This window comes from Cryobacterium adonitolivorans (assembly GCF_004402695.1).
Classification (GTDB): domain Bacteria; phylum Actinomycetota; class Actinomycetes; order Actinomycetales; family Microbacteriaceae; genus Cryobacterium; species Cryobacterium adonitolivorans.
Window position 1 is genome coordinate 33,832 of sequence record NZ_SOFL01000009.1, and the last position, 17,272, is coordinate 51,103.

Annotated in this window: 19 protein-coding genes and 1 pseudogene; 14 read left to right on the top strand and 6 right to left on the bottom strand. The window is 67.7% G+C overall.

The window, feature by feature from the left end; genetic code table 11:
• Window positions 1–79: 79 nt before the first annotated feature.
• Window positions 80–940: a M15 family metallopeptidase gene (locus E3O42_RS03925; protein ID WP_241984619.1), complete on the bottom strand. Its 861-nt coding sequence runs from the start codon at window positions 938–940 to the stop codon at window positions 80–82.
• Window positions 941–1,029: 89 nt separating this feature from the next.
• Between E3O42_RS03925 and E3O42_RS03930 the strand changes: the two genes are divergently transcribed.
• From E3O42_RS03930 to E3O42_RS03955, 6 genes are all read left to right on the top strand, one after another.
• The gene (locus E3O42_RS03930; protein WP_134452623.1) at window positions 1,030–1,725 is read left to right on the top strand and encodes an NAD(P)H-binding protein; all 696 of its coding nucleotides are present in this window, start codon (window positions 1,030–1,032) and stop codon (window positions 1,723–1,725) included.
• Between the two features lie 202 nt (window positions 1,726–1,927).
• Entirely contained in the window at window positions 1,928–3,211 is a 1,284-nt protein-coding gene (locus tag E3O42_RS03935; protein WP_420897857.1) for an ABC transporter substrate-binding protein, read from the top strand.
• Window positions 3,212–3,310: 99 nt separating this feature from the next.
• The gene (locus E3O42_RS03940; RefSeq protein ID WP_134452625.1) at window positions 3,311–4,300 is read left to right on the top strand and encodes a carbohydrate ABC transporter permease; all 990 of its coding nucleotides are present in this window, start codon (window positions 3,311–3,313) and stop codon (window positions 4,298–4,300) included.
• Window positions 4,297–5,142: a carbohydrate ABC transporter permease gene (locus tag E3O42_RS03945; protein WP_134452626.1), complete on the top strand. Its 846-nt coding sequence runs from the start codon at window positions 4,297–4,299 to the stop codon at window positions 5,140–5,142. Before E3O42_RS03940 ends, E3O42_RS03945 begins: the two co-directional genes overlap by 4 nt.
• Window positions 5,139–6,569 carry a GH1 family beta-glucosidase gene (locus E3O42_RS03950; RefSeq protein ID WP_134452627.1) on the top strand — a complete coding sequence of 477 codons (1,431 nt, stop codon included), beginning with the start codon at window positions 5,139–5,141 and terminating at the stop codon, window positions 6,567–6,569. The genes E3O42_RS03945 and E3O42_RS03950 overlap by 4 nt, the downstream gene beginning before the upstream one ends.
• 10 nt (window positions 6,570–6,579) lie before the next feature.
• Complete coding sequence (locus tag E3O42_RS03955) at window positions 6,580–7,608, top strand: LacI family DNA-binding transcriptional regulator (protein ID WP_134452628.1); 1,029 nt, start codon at window positions 6,580–6,582, stop codon at window positions 7,606–7,608.
• 18 nt (window positions 7,609–7,626) lie between these two features.
• On the opposite strand, the gene E3O42_RS03960 is transcribed toward E3O42_RS03955, so the two are convergent.
• Window positions 7,627–8,553 (bottom strand): LLM class F420-dependent oxidoreductase, encoded by a 927-nt coding sequence (locus E3O42_RS03960; protein ID WP_134452629.1) that lies wholly within the window; start codon window positions 8,551–8,553, stop codon window positions 7,627–7,629.
• Entirely contained in the window at window positions 8,550–9,455 is a 906-nt protein-coding gene (locus tag E3O42_RS03965; RefSeq protein ID WP_134452630.1) for a DNA-methyltransferase, read from the bottom strand. Before E3O42_RS03965 ends, E3O42_RS03960 begins: the two co-directional genes overlap by 4 nt.
• A 34-nt stretch (window positions 9,456–9,489) precedes the next feature.
• Between E3O42_RS03965 and E3O42_RS03970 the strand changes: the two genes are divergently transcribed.
• A complete protein-coding gene (locus E3O42_RS03970) occupies window positions 9,490–9,810 on the top strand; it encodes a GNAT family N-acetyltransferase (RefSeq protein WP_241984621.1) in 321 nt (106 codons plus the stop codon).
• A 27-nt stretch (window positions 9,811–9,837) separates the two neighbouring features.
• Here E3O42_RS03970 and E3O42_RS03975 read toward each other — a convergent pair whose 3' ends face one another.
• Both E3O42_RS03975 and E3O42_RS03980 read right to left on the bottom strand, forming a co-directional pair.
• Window positions 9,838–10,887, bottom strand: a complete 1,050-nt coding sequence (locus tag E3O42_RS03975) for a lipoate-protein ligase LplAB (protein ID WP_134452631.1) — start codon at window positions 10,885–10,887, stop codon at window positions 9,838–9,840.
• A gap of 9 nt (window positions 10,888–10,896) precedes the next feature.
• On the bottom strand, window positions 10,897–11,805 hold the full coding sequence (locus E3O42_RS03980; protein WP_241984622.1) for an alpha/beta fold hydrolase: 909 nt from the start codon (window positions 11,803–11,805) through the stop codon (window positions 10,897–10,899).
• A gap of 151 nt (window positions 11,806–11,956) precedes the next feature.
• On the opposite strand from E3O42_RS03980, the gene E3O42_RS03985 reads away from it, so the two are divergent.
• Window positions 11,957–12,463: a MarR family winged helix-turn-helix transcriptional regulator gene (locus tag E3O42_RS03985; protein ID WP_134452632.1), complete on the top strand. Its 507-nt coding sequence runs from the start codon at window positions 11,957–11,959 to the stop codon at window positions 12,461–12,463.
• Window positions 12,460–13,851 (top strand): MFS transporter, encoded by a 1,392-nt coding sequence (locus E3O42_RS03990; RefSeq protein WP_166787889.1) that lies wholly within the window; start codon window positions 12,460–12,462, stop codon window positions 13,849–13,851. Before E3O42_RS03985 ends, E3O42_RS03990 begins: the two co-directional genes overlap by 4 nt.
• 12 nt (window positions 13,852–13,863) lie before the next feature.
• Here the strand turns inward: E3O42_RS03990 and E3O42_RS03995 are convergent, their stop codons facing one another.
• Complete coding sequence (locus E3O42_RS03995) at window positions 13,864–14,268, bottom strand: substrate-binding domain-containing protein (RefSeq protein WP_420897858.1); 405 nt, start codon at window positions 14,266–14,268, stop codon at window positions 13,864–13,866.
• On the opposite strand from E3O42_RS03995, the pseudogene E3O42_RS04000 reads away from it, so the two are divergent.
• The 5 genes and pseudogenes from E3O42_RS04000 to E3O42_RS04020 all read left to right on the top strand — a co-directional run bounded on the left by E3O42_RS04000 (window position 14,261) and on the right by E3O42_RS04020 (window position 17,271).
• Window positions 14,261–14,868, top strand: a pseudogene (locus E3O42_RS04000) (FGGY-family carbohydrate kinase). The gene E3O42_RS03995 and the pseudogene E3O42_RS04000 sit on opposite strands and share 8 nt — an antisense overlap.
• 27 nt (window positions 14,869–14,895) lie before the next feature.
• Window positions 14,896–15,291, top strand: a complete 396-nt coding sequence (locus E3O42_RS04005) for a sortase (RefSeq protein ID WP_241984623.1) — start codon at window positions 14,896–14,898, stop codon at window positions 15,289–15,291.
• Between the two features lie 78 nt (window positions 15,292–15,369).
• The gene (locus E3O42_RS04010; protein ID WP_134452634.1) at window positions 15,370–15,963 is read left to right on the top strand and encodes a DJ-1/PfpI family protein; all 594 of its coding nucleotides are present in this window, start codon (window positions 15,370–15,372) and stop codon (window positions 15,961–15,963) included.
• A gap of 40 nt (window positions 15,964–16,003) precedes the next feature.
• Entirely contained in the window at window positions 16,004–16,375 is a 372-nt protein-coding gene (locus E3O42_RS04015; protein ID WP_241984624.1) for a helix-turn-helix domain-containing protein, read from the top strand.
• A gap of 134 nt (window positions 16,376–16,509) precedes the next feature.
• Entirely contained in the window at window positions 16,510–17,271 is a 762-nt protein-coding gene (locus E3O42_RS04020) for a FadR/GntR family transcriptional regulator (RefSeq protein ID WP_241984625.1), read from the top strand.
• The last annotated feature ends 1 nt before the right edge of the window (window position 17,272 follow it).

Consider the following 17,272-nt stretch of genomic DNA (forward strand, 5'->3'; position numbering starts at 1 on the left):
CTGTCAGGGAAACATCCGCGCATGGCCAGACCTTGTGGAGAACCTCCAAAACCCATGCATGAGCATGGATTTATCCGATTTACCCGTAGGACGGAGCGGCCGGAAGGCCGAAGAACTCCTCGAGCGTGGTGACCCCGGTGTTGTGCATTTCCGTGGCCAGGTCGATCCCGATGTAGCGGAAATGCCAGGGCTCGAACTCGTAGCCGGTCACCGGGATCTTGTCGGCGGGGTAGCGCAACAGGTAGCCGAATCGCCACGCGTTCGCGGCGAGCCATTGTCCGTGCGGGGTGTCGGCGAAGCACGCGTTGAGGGAGCATTCGCCGGGCTGGGCGCTGATGTCGATGGTGAGACCGGTCTGGTGTTCGCTCGTGCCTGGGCGCGCGGTGCTCAGGTCGGCACCGGCCTGGCCGAGGTTGACGAGATCGTTGTTGTAGACCCGCGTCTGGGCGTCGAAGCTGCGAAACGCGCTCTGCGATTGGAGCGCGAGGCCGGTCTCGGCCGTGAATGCGGCGAAGAGCGCCACCACGGCGTCGGATGCCTCCTGCCGGAGCTGTGGCTTGTTTTGGAAGGGTACCGGGACGTCGACGAGGTCGCCGGGGCTGTAGTCGGTCGGGTTGAGCGGACGGAGCTTGTCGACGACCACCCAGATGCTGTTCGGGTCGTCGATCGAATGGGCCTCACGGTCGAAGGTGGGTGCCGCCGCCGGGTCGGGCGAGGCGGACGGAGAGGGGCGTGGTTCGGCCGGCGTGATGGCAGGCTCGGTCTCCGTGGGGGCGGCGGAAGTGGTCGGCCCGGTGTCCCCGGATGTGGCGCGCCCGGTGAGACCGCCCAGGATGACGGCTCCGCCGCCGGCGATCACCAGGAGGCCTGCCGTGGCCGCGACAAGCGTGCGGCGACGGCGCACGCGCGGTGACGCCCCCCGGCGCGATTGTTCTAACACGATGCCGAGCATATCCTGCACCGACGACATCCCCGCGCTCGGAGCGCGGTCTGGGGAATTCCCCCGGCCGACGTCCGGTTGTAGTGGGTATGCGAATTGTTGTAGCAGGTGCCCACGGAAAAATTGCTCGATCCCTCAGCCGGGAGCTGTCTCGCGACGGACACACGGTGATCGGGCTGATCCGGAATGAAGAGCAGAGCGCTGACCTCCTGCTCGACGGCGCCCAATCCGTGCTGCTGGACCTGGAAAACAGCTCGGTCAACGCGTTGGCCGCGGTTCTTGCCGGTGCCGACGCTGCGGTCTTCGCGGCCGGAGCAGGTGCGGGCAGCGGCGACGCGCGCAAGAGCACGGTCGACCTGGGCGCCTCGGTGCTTCTGGCCGATGCCGCAGAAGCCGCCGGCGTGCGCCGGTTCGTGCAGATCTCCTCCACCGGCGCCGACCTCGTGCGGGACGGCGTCACGCCGGGGGGAGTGCCGGCCGATTTCGTGACCTACCTCCGGGCCAAGCTCGGCGCCGAGGAAGACCTCGTGCGCCGCAACCTCGCCTGGACCATCGTGCGGCCGGGCACTCTCACCGACGATGAGCCCACCGGCACGGTGCGGCTCGAGCGCAGCGGCCCGGACGAAGCCGGAGCCGTGCGCGCGGAGACTCCTGGCAGCATCCCCCGCGCCGATGTGGCCGCGGTCCTGGCCGAACTCCTCCGCTCCGGAGCGGGCGATCACACCGTCCTGCATCTCATTTCCGGGCCCGCACCGGTGGCGGAAGCGGTCGCGATTTTCGCCTAAGAAGTCGGCTAGCTCGTTTTTGACCCTCGAAGGGGTCGCTGCCGAGCCGCGAACAAAACGAGTACGCCATGACGGCAGGTTCGTGAGAGCGCTCTCTTGACATTGCGTCCGGGTGGGTTCTATGGTGGGCATCACACGTGAGAGCGCTCTCACAGCTTTCTTCGGCGGCGCTCCACACCACCAGCACCACACACACAAAGGAGTGACCGTGAAGCGTTTCCCGCGCCCCACGATTGTGGCCGCCGTTGCCGGCGCCGCAGCCTTCGCCTTACTTGCCTCGGGCTGTGCGCCCGCAGCTGACTCGAGTGAATCAGAGGGTGGCAAGATCAAATTGACCGTCGCCACCTTCAACGAATTCGGCTACGAGGGCCTGTTCGAGCAGTACATGGAGGAAAACCCCGACGTCACCGTCGTCGCCAAGAAGGCCGCGACATCGAACGAGGCCCGCGACAACCTCACCACCCGGCTCGCCGCCGGCAGTGGCCTGAGCGACGTCGAAGCCATCGAGGTCGACTGGCTTCCCGAGCTTCTCCAGTACTCCGACCAGTTCGTCGACCTCACCTCCGACGAGGTCGAGGGCCGCTGGCTCGAATGGAAGGAAGAGGCCGCGACGGACGCCGACGGCAACTTGATCGCCTACGGCACCGACATCGGGCCGGAGGGCGTCTGCTACCGCTCCGACCTGTTCGCCGCCGCGGGCCTGCCCACCGACCGCGCCGAGGTCGCCACTCTCCTCGGCGACAGTTGGGACAGCTACTACGCAGCTGGTGAGACGTTCAGCGCTGCCGGCACCAACGTGCCGTGGTTCGACTCGGCCGGAGCCACCTGGCAGGGCGTCATCAACCAGTTCGACAACGCCTACGAAGAAAATGACGGAACCGTCATCGCCACCGAGAACCCCGAGGTGAAGGCCGCATACAACAGCGTCCTCGACGCCAGCAGCACCCTCTCGGCTCACCTCCAGCAGTGGAGCGACGACTGGACCGCGAGCTTCCAGAACGATGGTTTCGCGACCATGCTGTGCCCGGGCTGGATGCTGGGCGTCATCGAAGGCAACGCCGCCGGCGTCACCGGCTGGGACATCGCCGACACCTTCCCCGGTGGCGGTGGCAACTGGGGCGGTTCGTACCTGACCGTTCCGACCCAGTCCGAGCACCCCGAAGAAGCCAAGGCGCTGGCCGCCTGGTTGACCGCCCCGGAGCAGCAGCTCTCGGCGTTCGCCTCCAAGGGCACCTTCCCGAGCCAGGTCGATGCTCTTGAGAGCCCCGAACTGCTCGATTCGACGAACGAGTTCTTCAACGACGCACCGGTCGGCCAGATCCTCGCCACCCGCGCCGCCGCCGTTGAGGTCACCCCGTTCAAGGGCGTGAAGTACTTCCCGATCAACGACGCCATGCAGCAGGCCCTCACCCGGGTCGAAGACGCGTCGATGACCCGCGAGCAGTCGTGGGAACAGTTCGTCACTGACGTGAACGCACTGGGCTAACAAGCCGGTTCGCCGATCTGCGCAGTACCCGCCAGGTGGAGGCATCTGCCTCCACCTGGCTCCCTTTCGCACAACCTGCTCCCACCCTCAAGGACTCGAATGACAGCCGCGACCGAAGTCGATGCCCGCGCGATCCGCCGCATCGCCTTCAACCACCGCCTTTCCCACTGGGACGTGAAGCTCTCCCCGTACCTTTACATCTCACCGTTCTTCATCGTCTTCGCACTGATCGGCCTGTTCCCCCTCGGGTACACGGCCTGGGTGTCGCTGCACGACTGGAACCTCATCGGTGGCCAGGGCGACTTCGTCGGTCTCGAGAACTTCCAGACCGTGCTCGCTCAGCCGTACTTCTGGATCTCGCTGCGCAACACCTTCAGCATCTTCCTGCTGTCGGCGGTCCCCCAGGTGATCGCGGCCATCGCCATCGCCGCGGTGCTCGACTTCAACCTGCGCGGTAAGACCTTCTGGCGCATGGGGGTCCTGCTGCCCTACGTCGTGGCCCCTGTCGCCGTCGCCCTGATCTTCAACGACCTGTTCGGCGACAAGTACGGCGTCATCAACCAGCTTCTCAACACCGTCGGCATCGAGTCCATCCGCTGGCACGTCGACATCATTCCCAGCCACTTCGCCATCGCCACGATGGTGAACTTCCGTTGGACCGGCTACAACGCCCTGATCTTCCTGGCCGCGATGCAGGCTGTGCCGCGGGACTACTACGAGGCCGCGATCATCGACGGCGCCGGCCGCTGGCGCACGTTCTGGTCGCTCACGGTTCCGCTGATGCGCCCCACCATCATCTTCGTGATCATCACCTCCACCATCGGTGGCCTGCAGATCTTCGACGAGCCGCGCATGTTCGACCAGTACGGCCAGGGTGGGGCAAGCCGGCAGTGGCAGACGCTGACCCTCTACATCTACGAGTTGGGCTGGAACCAGCGGAACTTCGGCAGGGCCTCCGCCGTCTCGTGGCTCCTGTTCCTCATCATCATCCTGATCGCCGCGCTCAACTTCTACATCAGCCGGCGGATCAGCGCCACGAGCGACAAAGCCATCAAGGTTCGACCCATCAAGGCACGAGGAATCTCATGAGAAAGTCACGTTCAATCGGCGGACACGACCGCCGCCCGGGCTTCTGGGTCTACGGCGTTCTGGTCGCGGTCATTGTCGGGTCCTTCTTCCCGATCTGGTGGTCCTTCCTGATCGGCAGCCAGGATGCGGCCGCCATCAACAAGAACGGCATGATCTTCGTGCCCGGCGGCAACTTCTTCGCCAACGCCGCGACCGTCATCGACAGCATCCCGTTCTGGAACGCCCTGTTGAACAGCATCATCGTGTCGTCGGCCGTGGCCATCAGCGTGGTCGCCTTCTCCACCCTGGCCGGTTACGCCTTCGCGAAGCTCAAGTTCCGCGGCCGCGAAGGCCTGCTCGTCTTCGTCATCGCAACCATGGCCGTGCCGACCCAGCTCGGCATCGTGCCGCTGTTCATCGTGATGTCCAGGCTCGGGTGGACCGGCAGCCTCTGGGCCGTCATCGCCCCCGGCCTGGTCACCGCGTTCGGCGTGTTCTGGATGACCCAGTACCTCAAGGACGCCCTGCCCGACGAGCTCATCGAGGCCGTGCGCATGGACGGCGCCTCGATGATCCGCAGCTTCTGGCACGTGGGCCTGCCCGCGGCCCGGCCGGCCGCCGCGATGCTCGCCCTGTTCGCCTTCATCGGCACCTGGACGAACTTCTTCTGGCCGTTCATCGTGCTCGACCCCGGCAACCCCACCCTGCCGGTGGCGCTGCAGCAGCTGCAGGCCGCTTACTACGTGGACTACTCGCTGGTCCTCTCCGGCGTAGTAATGTCGATCATCCCGCTGATCGTGCTCTTCGTCTTCCTCGGCAAGCAGCTGGTCGCCGGCATCATGCAGGGCGCGGTCAAGGGATGACCAGGGGCTTCCCGGCCGGCTTCCTGTTCGGCGCGGCCACGGCGGCGTACCAGATCGAGGGCGCCGCCCATGAAGACGGCCGCACCGACTCGATCTGGGATGCCTTCAGCCGCATCCCCGGCACTGTCGTCAACGCCGAAAACGGCGAGGTGGCCTGCGACCACTATCACCGCTACACCGACGACGTGGCGCTGATGAAGGAGCTGGGGCTCGGGACCTACAGGTTCTCCACCTCGTGGTCGCGGGTTCGACCCGACAACGGACCGGTCAACCCGAAGGGCATCGACTTCTACTCGCGACTCGTCGACGAGCTGCTCAGTGCGGGAATCAAGCCCTGGCTCACGCTGTACCACTGGGACCTCCCGCAGGCGCTCGAGGAGAAGGGCGGCTGGGTCAACCGCGACACCGCCGAGCTGTTCCGCGATTACGCCCTGTCCGTTCATGACGCGCTCGGCGACAGGGTCGGCGTGTGGACCACGCTCAACGAGCCGTGGTGCTCCGCGTTCGTCGGGTACACCGCCGGCGTGCACGCGCCCGGCCGGCAGAGCAAGACCGACGGCCTGGCCGCCGGCCACCATCTGCTGCTCGGTCACGGCCTGGCTGCCCAAGCCCTGCGCGAACGCGACCCCGCCCTGGAACTTGGCATCACGCTGAACCTCACCGTGGCCAAGCCGGTGGACCCGGCCCGCCCCGGCGACGTGGATGCGGCCCGGCGGATCGACGGCCAGCTCAACCGGTTCTTCCTCGACCCGCTCTTCCGGGGAAGCTACCCGGCAGACCTCCTTGACGACGTGGCCCATCTGGGCTTCACCGAGCTCGTGCGGGATGGCGACCTCGCTCAGATCAGCCAGCCCCTGGACAGCTTCGGGGTGAACTACTACAACGGGTCGCTGGTCTCCGATCTGCCCACCGGGTCCGCACAGCTCTCGCACGACCCCACCAATCGTGTGACCAGCTCGCCCTTCCCCGCCGCGGACGGCGTGTTCAACCATCCTCAGGGCCTGCCGGTCACGGCGATGGACTGGGAGGTGCAACCCGACGGGCTGCGGGAGCTCCTGGTGCGCGTCGGGGCCGAGTACACCGGGCCGGCCGGCACCGACCTCTACGTCACCGAGAACGGCGCCGCCTATGACGACGTCGTGGCGACGGACGGCGCTGTGCACGACGCCGACCGCACCCTGTTCCTTCAGCTGCACCTGGGCGCCGTCCTGGACGCCATCGACGAGGGTGTGGACGTGAAGGGCTACTTCTACTGGTCACTGATGGACAACTACGAGTGGGCGTGGGGGTACCAGAAGCGCTTCGGTATCGTGCGGGTGGACTACGACACCCAGGAGCGTCTGGTCAAGGACAGCGGCCGTGCTTACGCGGCCATCATCGCGGCTCGCTCGCTGCCCGCGGCAGCGGAAGCGGCTCTCGCAAAATAGAATGACGTTCATGACAACCGGAACGCGCCAGACGCGTCCAGCGCAACCAACACTCGAGTTGGTGGCTGAAGCCGCTGGCGTGTCCCGCGCCACGGTGAGCCGGGTGGTGAACGGTTCCACCAAGGTGAGTCCGCAGATCGTCGCGGTGGTCACCGCGGCGATCGAACGGCTCAACTACGTGCCGAACCGCGCCGCCCGGTCGCTCGCGAGCCGGCAAACCCAGGCCGTCGCCCTGGTCGTCCCCGAAGACATCACCCGGTTCTTCGGTGACCCGTACTTCGCGGCCGTCGTGCAGGGCATCACCCGGCGCCTCGACGAGAGCCAATACATCCTCAACCTGCTCGTCGCCTCCAGCGATCCCAGCCACAAGACCATGCGGTACCTGCGCAGCGGCAACGTGGACGGCGCCCTGGTGGTCTCCCACCACACGCGCGACGAGTTCCTGACCGATATCGGGTCACAGATCCCGCTGGTTTTCGGCGGCCGGCCATCGGACCATTTCGGCCCGAACGCCTATTTCGTCGACGTCGACAATGTCGCCGGCGCGCAAGCCGGCACCCAGCACCTGCTGGACATCGGCCGACGGCGCCTGGGCTCCATCACCGGCCCGATCGACATGCCGGCCGGTATCGACAGGTTCACCGGCTTCCAACGCACCCTGGAGCAGGCCGGACTGCCCGCGGACGCCGTCGAGCACGCCGACTTCACGGCCGTTTCCGCCGCCGCGGCGATGCGCCGGCTGCTCGAGCGCAGATCCGACCTCGACGGACTCTTCGTGGCCAGCGACCTGATGGCCACCGGTGCCCTCGGCGTGCTGCGTGAGCAGGGCTACACGGTTCCCGACGACATCGCGATCGTGGCCTTCGACGACAGCCCCGCCGCGATCGGAGCCGCAGTGCCGCTGACGACCATCAGCCAGCCGTCCGCCGAGATGGGTTTCGCCATGGCCGACATGCTGCTGCGCCTGCTCGCCGGCGACCCCGACGTGCCGCACCGCAACATCATGCCGACCCGGCTCATCCAGCGCGCCTCTGCCTGATCCGGGCTGCGCCCGGCCCTAGCCGAGCTGCGGCATGACCTCGCGGGCGAGAAGATCGAGGTGGTCGAGGTCGGCCAGGTCCATGATCTGCAGGTAAACGCACTCCACGCCGTCGGCCGCGAGGGCACCCAGCCTGTCGACGACCTCGCTGGCGGTCCCGGCGATCCCGTGTTCGCGGAGCTCGGCGGGCTCCCGGCCCACGGCGGCGGCGCGGCGCGCGAATTCGGCCTCGTCGGCGCCGGCCACCGCGATGAGCGCAGCCGAGTAGACGAGTTCCCTGGGGTCACGGCCCACGGCCTCGCAGGCGGCGCGCACCCCGGCGAACTTGCCCGGAATGTCCGCGAAATCGGGGAAGGGCAGGTTGAACTCGGTGGCGAACCGCGCGGCCATCGCGGGGGTGCGCTTGGCACCACCGCCGCCCACGATCACCGGGATCCGGGACTGCGTGGGCTTGGGCAGGGCGGGAGAGTCGATGATCGTGTAGTGCTCGCCGGCGAAGCTGTAGGTCTCCCCGACGGGCGTTCCCCACAGGCCGGTGATCACTTCGAGCTGTTCTTCGAGCATGCCGAACCGCTTGGCCGGGAAGGGGATGCCGTAGGCCAGGTGTTCCTGTTCGAACCAGCCGGTGCCCAGGCCCAACTCCACCCGTCCGCCCGACATCTGGTCGACCTGGGCGACCTGGATCGCCAGGACTCCCGGCGGGCGGTAGGTGACCGACGACACCAGGGTGCCCAGGCGGATGCGTTCGGTCTCGCGCGCCAGCCCGGCCAGAGTGGTCCAGGCATCCGTCGGCCCGGGCAGCCCGGAAACATGATCGCCCATGGCCAGGTAATGGTCCGAGCGGAAGAAGGCGTCGAAGCCGAGAGTCTCGGTGGCCTGTGCGACCGCGAGGAGGTCGTCGTAGCTGGCGCCCTGCTGGGGCTCGGTGAAAATGCGGAGTCTCATGCTCCCAGTCTTGTCTCCAGCTCGGCGTCGATGAAATCCACGCCGGGCAGAGCGGCGAGCCTCTCGTGCATCACGGCCAGCGACTCCGGGTTCTGGTCGATGAGCAGGAACCTGCGCCCCAGGGCGGCCGCGACGGCACCCGTCGTGCCGCTGCCGGCGAAGAAATCCAGCACCCAATCGCCCTCACGGCTGGACGCCTGGATAATGCGCCGCAGGATCCCGACGGGCTTCTGGGTGGGGTACCCGGTCTTCTCCTTGCCCGTCGGTGAGACGATGGTGTGCCACCAGACATCCGTAGGCAGCTTGCCCTTTGCCACCTTTTCCGGCGTGACCAGACCCGGCGCCATGTAGGGCTCGCGGTCCACGGTGCTGGAGTCGAAGTAGTAGCCCTTGGGGTTCTTCACGTAGACCAGGATCGTGTCGTGCTTGGTGGGCCAGCGGTTCTTCGATTTGGCGCCGTAGTCGTAGGCCCAGATCAGTTCGTTGAGGAAGCAGTCCCGGCCGAAGAGCGCGTCGAGGAGCACCTTGGCGTAGTGCGCCTCGCGGTAGTCGAGGTGCAGGTAGAGGGTGCCATCGTCGGCGAGCAGCCGCCAGGCCTCGATCAGCCGCGGCTCCAGGAATGCCCAGTAGTCCTCGAACTGGTCGTCGTAGCCGAGCAGGTCGCCCTTGATGCGCTCGTAGCGCTGGCCCTTGAACCCGGTGATGGTGCCGGTGGCGTGCGCGCCGCTGGCCAGGGTGCTTCGCACCGAGGTGGTCGACTGCCGCTTCTGGCTGCGGCCGGTGTTGAACGGCGGGTCGAGGTAGATCAGGGTGAACGCGCCATCGGGCAGCGTGGGCAGCACAACCAGGTTGTCTGCCTCGATGACCCTGCTGGGAGAGGACTGAGTCCACACGTTTGGCATTCCCTCATTCTGTCAGTCGGCTTACGCTGTTCCGATGACAAGTGAAGAGATGACGGGTGCCGACACCATCGCCCACGTCAAGCACGAACCGGACCTCTCGCGCTACACGCTGTGGCAGGACGGCGAGCCGGTGGGCCTGGCCGACTACAGGCTGGTGGGCCAGGAACTGAAATTCACCCACACCGAGATCGACCCGGCCAAGCGCGCCCACGGGCTGGCGAGCATCCTCATCGAACAGGCTCTCGATGACGTGCGTACCCGCACCGATCTCACCGTGGTGGCGGCCTGCCCGTTCGTCGCGGATTGGATCGACCAACACGCCGAGTACCAGGACCTGCTCATTCGCGGCACCTGACGCTGTGCTCGCCAGGGGTTGTGCTGGTCAGGGCACGCGGCCGATCCACGCGTCGGTGCTGAACTTGGTCTCGACCAGGTCGGCGGCCTTGGCGTATTCCTCGTCGGTGATGTCGCCGGGCTTGGCCCCGTAGAGGCTGGTGAAGGTCTGCTTCATGCGGTCGATGATCTCGGCGCGGCTGAGGCCGGTCTGGCTGCGGAGCGGATCCACCCGTTTGGCGGCGCTGGTGATGCCCTTGTCGCTGAGCTTCTCCCGGCCGATGCGCAACACCTGCACCATTTTTTCGCCGTCCATGTCGTAGCTCATGGTGACGTGGTGCAGCACGGCGCCGCTGCCGAGGCGCTTCTGGGCGGCCCCGCCGATCTTGCCGGTGGGGCTCGTGATGTCGTTGAGCGGCTGGTAGTGCGCGTCAATGCCGAGCGACTTGAGCGCCGTGATGACCCACTCGTCGAGGAAGGCGTAGGAGTCGGCGAAGGTCATGCCGTGCACGAGCTCGGTGGGCGCGTAGATCGAGTAGGTGATCACCGAGCCGGCCTCCATGAACATGGCGCCGCCGCCGGACACCCGCCGCACCACGGTGAAGCCGTGCTTTTCGGCGTTGACCGGGTCAACCTCGTTCTTCAGTGACTGAAAGCTGCCGATCACGACGGCCGGTTCATTCCACTCCCAGATGCGCAGGGTGGGGCTGCGACGGCCCTCACCGACCTCGACCGCGAGGACCTCGTCGAGCGCCATCTGCATGACCGGGGGCACGGCCTTGGTGTGGATGATCTGCCACTCGTAGTCCCGCCAGCCGCTGGCGTGGGCGAGTGAACGACGGATGGCGACGGCAACCGACTCCGGGGAGAACCCGAGCAGGGTGGCCTGGGGCGGCAACGCGGCCCGCACCGCGGCCGCGATGGTGGCGGCGTCGCTGTCGGCGGCGAGGCCGTTCACCGCGGCATTGATGTCCTCGAGGGCGTCGTCCGGCTCGAGAAAGAAATCACCGGCCAGGCGGAAATCGGTGATGAGATTCTCGACGACATCCAGATCGACCACAACGAGTTTGCCGCCTGGAACCTTGTATTCACCATGCATGTGCCCAGCCTAATCGTCGGCCGGAGCCTCCCGGACGGTGGCCGGAAGATGCGCGTCGAGCCAAGCCACCAGGTCGGCGAGCACCTCGTCGCGGTTGATCTCGTTGAAGACCTCGTGCCGGGCGCCGGGGTACACGATCAGGCGCACCTCCTGCAGGCCGGACCGGCGCCTCAAGGCGGCCACGAGTTTGCGTGCGCTGCGCTCCCCGCCCACGGGGTCGTCGCCGCCCACCTGGATGAGCACGGGCAGGGCCGCGGGGAGCCGCCGGGCGGGGCGGCCGAGGATGCGGGCGGCGTCGCGCAGGCCGAACAGCTTGGCCAGCGGCACGCTCGTGGTGAGCGGATCGGCCACGAATGCCGCCGCGACCGCCGGGTCCCGGCTGAGCCACTCGGCACCGGTAGTGCCGAGGTTCTGGTGCCTGGCGTTGAGATCGCCGCTGTTGAGATAACCGGGCCAGCGGTAGGCGGTGCCGGTGAGGACGACCCCCTGGTAGTCCTCCGGATACCGGTTGAGGATCATCTGTGCCATGAACGACCCCCAGCTGTGCCCGAGCAGCACCAGCGGCACCGGGGGGCGCCCGGGCTGCACGCCCTGGACCGCCGTCTGCTCGAGGGCCGCCTGGCGGATCACGCCGGTGAAGGCGTGCACGGCGGCGACCGCCGCGCGCAGTCCGCCAACGCCGAGCCGGCCGAGCTGGGCGGCGTCGCCACCGTGCTGAAGCATCCCGGTCTGGCCGTGCCCGCGGTGGTCGTCTGCATAAACCGAGTAGCCGGCCGAGTTGAGCGCGCGGGCCACCTCCCGGTAGCGCAGGGCGTGCTCGCCGACCCCGTGCACGAGCTGCACGATGGCACGCGGGTTGTCGACCGGCCAGGCGTAGTAGACGATCGGGACGCCGTATTCGTCGATGAAGGTGGGCACGCGCTCATTCTGCCGTAACTGTTGCCCCTGCGGACATTTGTGCCCGGTGCGCCGGACGCAAATGTCCGGCTGGGCAACAGTTGCGGCGATCTTCAGCGGATCTGGTCGAGCGGGAATCATTAGCATGGCTAATTTGTTAGGCTAAGTAATCATGTCAGAGAGTCCCCTTGCGCCCAGCCCTCTCGCGCCTAGCCCCCCAGCACCAGCCCCCGCGGCGGCACGCGCGCACACCAAGCGTCGCTCCGTCGCCGAGTTGAGCCACGACTTCAGGCTCGCCAACGGTCGGCTTGCCCGCCGGGTGCGCCAGGAGCTGGCCGACAACGAACTCACCGGCGGCCAATTCTCGGCCCTGGGCGCGGTCTTCAGGCTCGGGCCGATGACCCTGAGCGCGCTCAGCGAGGAGGAACGGGTCACGCCGCCCTCGATGAACCGCACCGTCAACGCCCTCGTCGAGGCTGGCCTCGTCAACCGGGCCGGCTCCGCGGAGGACGGCCGCAAGGTGGTGCTCACGGTCACCGACACCGGGATGAGCCTCGTGCGCGAAACCCGCAGACGCCGCGACGACTGGATCGCCAAACGCATCCTGCGACTCACCTCAGAACAACGCCAGGTCCTAGCGTCCGCCACCGAAATCATGAAGGAGCTCGCCAACAGTTGAGTGCAATGTTCCGCTCCTTGAGCGTGGTCAATTACCGGATCTGGTTCGCCGGCGCCCTGGTGTCCAATGTGGGCACCTGGATGCAGCGCACGGCCCAGGACTGGATTGTGCTGACCCAGCTCACCGACTACAACGCCACAGCGGTGGGCATCGTGATGGCCCTGCAATTCGGGCCGCAACTGGTGCTGATGCCGTGGTCAGGCCTCATTGCCGACAGGTTCGACCGGCGCAAGCTGCTGATGCTCACCCAGACCCTGATGGGCCTGCTCGCCCTGGGCCTCGGCCTGATCACCGTTACCGGCGTCGTCGAGCTCTGGCACGTCTACCTCTTCGCTCTCGGCCTGGGCATCGTCGCCGCCATCGACGCCCCCGCCCGGCAGACCTTCGTCTCCGAGCTCGTGCCCGACGACAATCTCTCGAACGCCGTGGCGCTGAACTCGGCCTCGTTCAACGGCGCCCGGCTGATCGGCCCCGCCGCGGCCGGCCTTCTCACCGTCGCCGTCGGCGCCGGCTGGGTGTTCATGATCAACGCCGTCACCTTCGCCTTCACGGTCGCCGCCATGACGCGGCTGCGCACCCAGCAGCTCCGCAAGCAGCCCCGCGCACCCCGTGAACGTGGCCAACTCATGGCCGGCTTCCGCTACGTCTGGCATCGGCCCGACATCGTCGCGGTTCTGATCACGGTGTTCCTGGTGGGCACCTTCGGCTTCAACTTCGCCATCTTCACCTCGACCATGGCCACCGTGGAGTTCGGCATGGGTGCCAGCGAGTTCGGGATGCTCAGCTCGATCATGGCCGTGGGCAGCGTGGCCGGCGCCCTGCTTTCTGCCCGGCGCAGCCGGCCCCGGATGCGCCTGGTGGTGGGAGGCGCCTTCTTCTTCGGCCTCACCTGCACCATCGCCGCCGTGATGCCCACCTACCTCACCTTCGCGATCTCGCTCGCGTTCGTCGGGCTCACCTCGCTGACCCTGATGACCACCGCGAACGCCTATGTGCAGACCACCACCGAGCCCGCCATGCGCGGCCGGGTGATGGCGTTGTACATGGCCATCTTCGCCGGTGGCACCCCGCTCGGCGCCCCGCTGGTCGGCTGGGTCGCCGACCAGTACGGCCCGCGCTGGGCCATCGGAGTCGCCGCGGTGTCCGGGTTGATCGCGGCCGCCGCGGTGTTGTTCTGGATGATCAGGTACCAGAGACTGCGGGTCCGCATCCGTCCGCGCACGTCCCCCCGTACCGCGCGGGTGCATGTGCGGCACCGCGGCGACGGCCATCCGCTCACCTCGGCCATTCGCGTCGTCACCGCCAGGGCGGCATCCGCCGCGCGCGAGCGCGACCGCGAGACCGCAACACGCGAGATCGCGGTCACCGAGGCGACCGGACCGCGCTAGGCGGGTGCTCGGTCAACCCCCGGTCGAGGCCCGGACGATGAGTTCGGGCTGGAACACGATCTGCTCATGCTCGCCCTCCGCCCCATTGGCGGCCTCGCGCAACAACAGGTCGACCGCGGTGTGGCCGATCAGCTCACTCGGCTGACGGATGGACGAAAACGGCACGACTGCCGCCGACGCGAACGCGATGTCGTCGTAACCGATCAGGGCGATGACACCGGGAATCTGGACGTCACCGTTCATGTTCAACGCCTGGAGTACGCCCAGCGCGAGCAGGTCGTAGATCGCGTCCGGCCGCCCGGCCGTCACTCTGGCCATCACCGACACGCCCGCCCTACGACCCTCCAGGACCGACAGCGCGGTGGTCTCGATCACCTCGAGGCACGCCTCCGCCGTCGTCCGGGTGCCGATGCTCACCGACGACTGCGCCTACATCTCCAGCGGCACCTGGTCCCTCGTCGGCGTCGAATTGCCCGCGCCGGTGCTCTCCGAGGCCAGCCGGGCCGCGAACTTCACCAACGAAGGCGGCGTCGACGGCCGGGTGCGCTACCTGCGCAACGTCATGGGGCTGTGGCTGCTCAGCGAGACGATCCGCTACCGCCGGGGGACATGCCGGCGCGCATCAGGGCCTACTGCCTGGAGCACGACATCCGACCGCCCGGCAGCCGCGCCGAACTGGTGCGCAGCATCGTGGAGAACCTCGCGGCCGCCTATGCCCGTACCTTGGCCGCGATCACCGAGCTGACCGGCCGCACCGTGCGCACGGTGCACCTGGTGGGCGGAGGCTGCCAGAACGAGCTGCTCTGCCAGCTCACCGCCGACTACACCGGTGTAACGGTCCAGGCCGGGCCGGTGGAGGCGACCGCCATCGGGAACGTTCTCGTGCAGGCCCGCGCGCAGGGATTCGCGTACTGCAGCCTGGAGGGGCTGCGGGCCCTGGTGCATCAGGCCCATCCGCCGCGCAACTACATACCGACACCATCCTCCCGGGCCGCGCGCGCTAACATTTCACCCTAGGCAGAGCGACGGGAAACGGCGGCACGGGTGGACCTTCACGACATCGTCTCGATGCTCAGCGAGATCTTCACCATCGTCGGCCTCCTGGTGGGCGTTCCGCTCTACATCGTCGGCCTGTCGGTGCGCGGCTTCGGCGGCCGGTGGGTACAGGCGGATGGCGTCGTGGCGGGCACCAAGTCCGGCTCGGTGATCCGCTGGTTCGACAGCACCGGTGAAGTGCATGAGGCCCGCGCCGACAGCCACGAGACCGTCCACCTGCAGCCCGGGGACGATGTGACCGTGTGGTTCAAGGCCAGGTCCCCCGAACGGTGCCGCACGCACTCCCCTGACCACGACGGCAAGGCCCTGCGGCTCACCGGCCTGATCCTGACCGGCATCGGTCTCGGCTCCGCGGTCCTGGGGATCGTGCTGCTCTTCATCTGACCGGGAGGGGTTGCGGCCGGCTCCGGACCGACGGATGCTGACCGGCAGAGATGTGAATCCCATACAGAGAGGTATGCCATGGACAAGATCATCATCCTCACCGGAGACGCCGCCGAGACCCTTGAGGTGTTCTACCCCTATCAGCGGCTCCTGGAGGCCGGCTACGAAGTGCACATCGCCGCCCCTGAAAAGAAGACGCTGCAGTTCGTGGTGCACGACTTCGTGGACGGTTTCGACACCTACACCGAGAAGCTCGGCCACACCCTGGCTGCCGACGTTGCATTCAGGGACGTGAATCCGGCCGACTACCTGGCCCTGGTGGTGCCCGGCGGACGCGCGCCCGAGTACATCCGCAACGACGAAGACGCCCAGCGCATCGTGCGGTACTTCTTCGAGACCAACGCGCCCGTCGCAGCGCTTTGCCACGGGCCGATGCTGCTCGCCGCCGCCGGTGTGCTCAAGGGCGGCCGCATCTCCTCTGCCTACCCGGCGCTGAAGCTGGACGTGGAGCTGGCCGGCGGCATCTTCGAGAACGGCGCGGCCGTCGTGGACGGCAACCTGGTCTCCGGACGGGCCTGGCCGGACCACCCCGAGTGGATGCGCGAGTTCATGAAGCTCCTCGACGACGCCCGGGTGCAGAGCCGACCGGTGGAGGCCGTCACGACCGCGTAGCCTGTATGCAGGCACGCGACTCGCGCGTGCGGCAGAGAGGATGCCCGTGGACACCACACTGCTCCAGCGTTTTGTCGCCGTCGCCGAGGAACTTGACATCGCCCGCGCCGCAAAAAACCTCAACGTGTCGCGCACGACGTTGATGAAATCGGTCGCCGCCCTGGAAGCCGAGCTCGGGGTTGCCCTCTTCGAGCCCGCCGCCGACAATCCCTACCTCACCGAGGCCGGCATCGCCCTGCTCGCCGAGGCCAAGGGCCTGATCAATCACATGCCACCGGCCGGCGGCCCCTCCCAGGGATCGGGCAACAGCAGCGGATCCGGCGGCGGCAAGGCCAAGGCATCCAAGGGCCGCGGCCGCGCGCCCGCCGTCAAGGGCCAGGCCGCGCCCGGCAAGCGCCGCCAATCCCGCTGAGCTGAATATTCGCTGTCGACCCTGAAGCCGGGGTGGTGTTTGGCGTGCCCGCTGGTTAGCGCTATGTGGTCAGACCACAGCACGCAAATCTAGAGCACGCCAGACCCACAAGCCCGCCAATGGAGGAGGACACCGTGACCGTCGACGAACGCCGAGCCTGGGAGATCGTGCTCGCGCACATCGAGAACGACCTGCTGTTGGGCCGACTGAGGCCCGGTGACCGGCTCCCCGGCGAGCGCACCCTGGCCACCGACCTCGGCGTGGGGCGCTCGAGCGTGCGCGAGGCCATCCGGGTGCTCGAGGTGCTCGGGCTGGTGCGCACCAACGTCGGCTCCGGGCCCAACGCCGGCGCCATCATCGTGGCCCTGCCCGGCGGCGGGATGAGCGCCCTGATGCGCCTGCAGGTCGCGGCACAGGGATTCCCGGTGGCCGACATCGTCAAGACCCGGCTCGTGCTGGAGACCGCCGTCGCTGCCGAACTCGCCGAGGCCGTGCTCTCCGCCGCGCTGCTGCGTCCCGACCGGCAACACCCGGACCGACAGGACCCCGACCTCGGCCGGTGCGCGCAGTTGCTCGACGCTATGGACGCCCCCGGCCTGACCGAAGACGAGTTCCTCGCCCTGGACGCCGCCTTCCACCTGTCGTTGGCCGAGGCGTGCGGCAACCAAGTGGTGATCGCAACCATGGCGGGCCTGCGCACTGCCATCGAGGGGTACGTGCGCGCCGGGGTCGCCCGGCTGGCCTCCTGGCCGGACACCTCGGCCCGGCTGCGCGCCGAGCACCGCGGCATCCTGGCGGCCATCGAGGGTGCCGACCCGGCCGGCGCACACGGCCTCGTGCACGCGCACATCTCCGGCTACTACGCCGAGACCCGACTCACCCCCGCCCCGCACTGAC

Excerpts from the sequence above, each read along its gene's own strand:
- E3O42_RS03930 (WP_134452623.1), top strand. The coding sequence starts at position 1,030 with ATGCGAATTGTTGTAGCAGGTGCCCACGGAAAAATTGCTCGATCCCTC.
- E3O42_RS03940 (WP_134452625.1), top strand. The coding sequence starts at position 3,311 with ATGACAGCCGCGACCGAAGTCGATGCCCGCGCGATCCGCCGCATCGCC.
- E3O42_RS03945 (WP_134452626.1), top strand. The coding sequence starts at position 4,297 with ATGAGAAAGTCACGTTCAATCGGCGGACACGACCGCCGCCCGGGCTTC.
- E3O42_RS03950 (WP_134452627.1), top strand. The coding sequence starts at position 5,139 with ATGACCAGGGGCTTCCCGGCCGGCTTCCTGTTCGGCGCGGCCACGGCG.
- E3O42_RS03955 (WP_134452628.1), top strand. The coding sequence starts at position 6,580 with ATGACAACCGGAACGCGCCAGACGCGTCCAGCGCAACCAACACTCGAG.
- E3O42_RS03960 (WP_134452629.1), bottom strand. The coding sequence starts at position 8,553 with ATGAGACTCCGCATTTTCACCGAGCCCCAGCAGGGCGCCAGCTACGAC.
- E3O42_RS03965 (WP_134452630.1), bottom strand. The coding sequence starts at position 9,455 with ATGCCAAACGTGTGGACTCAGTCCTCTCCCAGCAGGGTCATCGAGGCA.
- E3O42_RS03970 (WP_241984621.1), top strand. The coding sequence starts at position 9,490 with ATGACAAGTGAAGAGATGACGGGTGCCGACACCATCGCCCACGTCAAG.
- E3O42_RS03975 (WP_134452631.1), bottom strand. The coding sequence starts at position 10,887 with ATGCATGGTGAATACAAGGTTCCAGGCGGCAAACTCGTTGTGGTCGAT.
- E3O42_RS03985 (WP_134452632.1), top strand. The coding sequence starts at position 11,957 with ATGTCAGAGAGTCCCCTTGCGCCCAGCCCTCTCGCGCCTAGCCCCCCA.
- E3O42_RS04010 (WP_134452634.1), top strand. The coding sequence starts at position 15,370 with ATGGACAAGATCATCATCCTCACCGGAGACGCCGCCGAGACCCTTGAG.
- E3O42_RS04015 (WP_241984624.1), top strand. The coding sequence starts at position 16,004 with ATGCCCGTGGACACCACACTGCTCCAGCGTTTTGTCGCCGTCGCCGAG.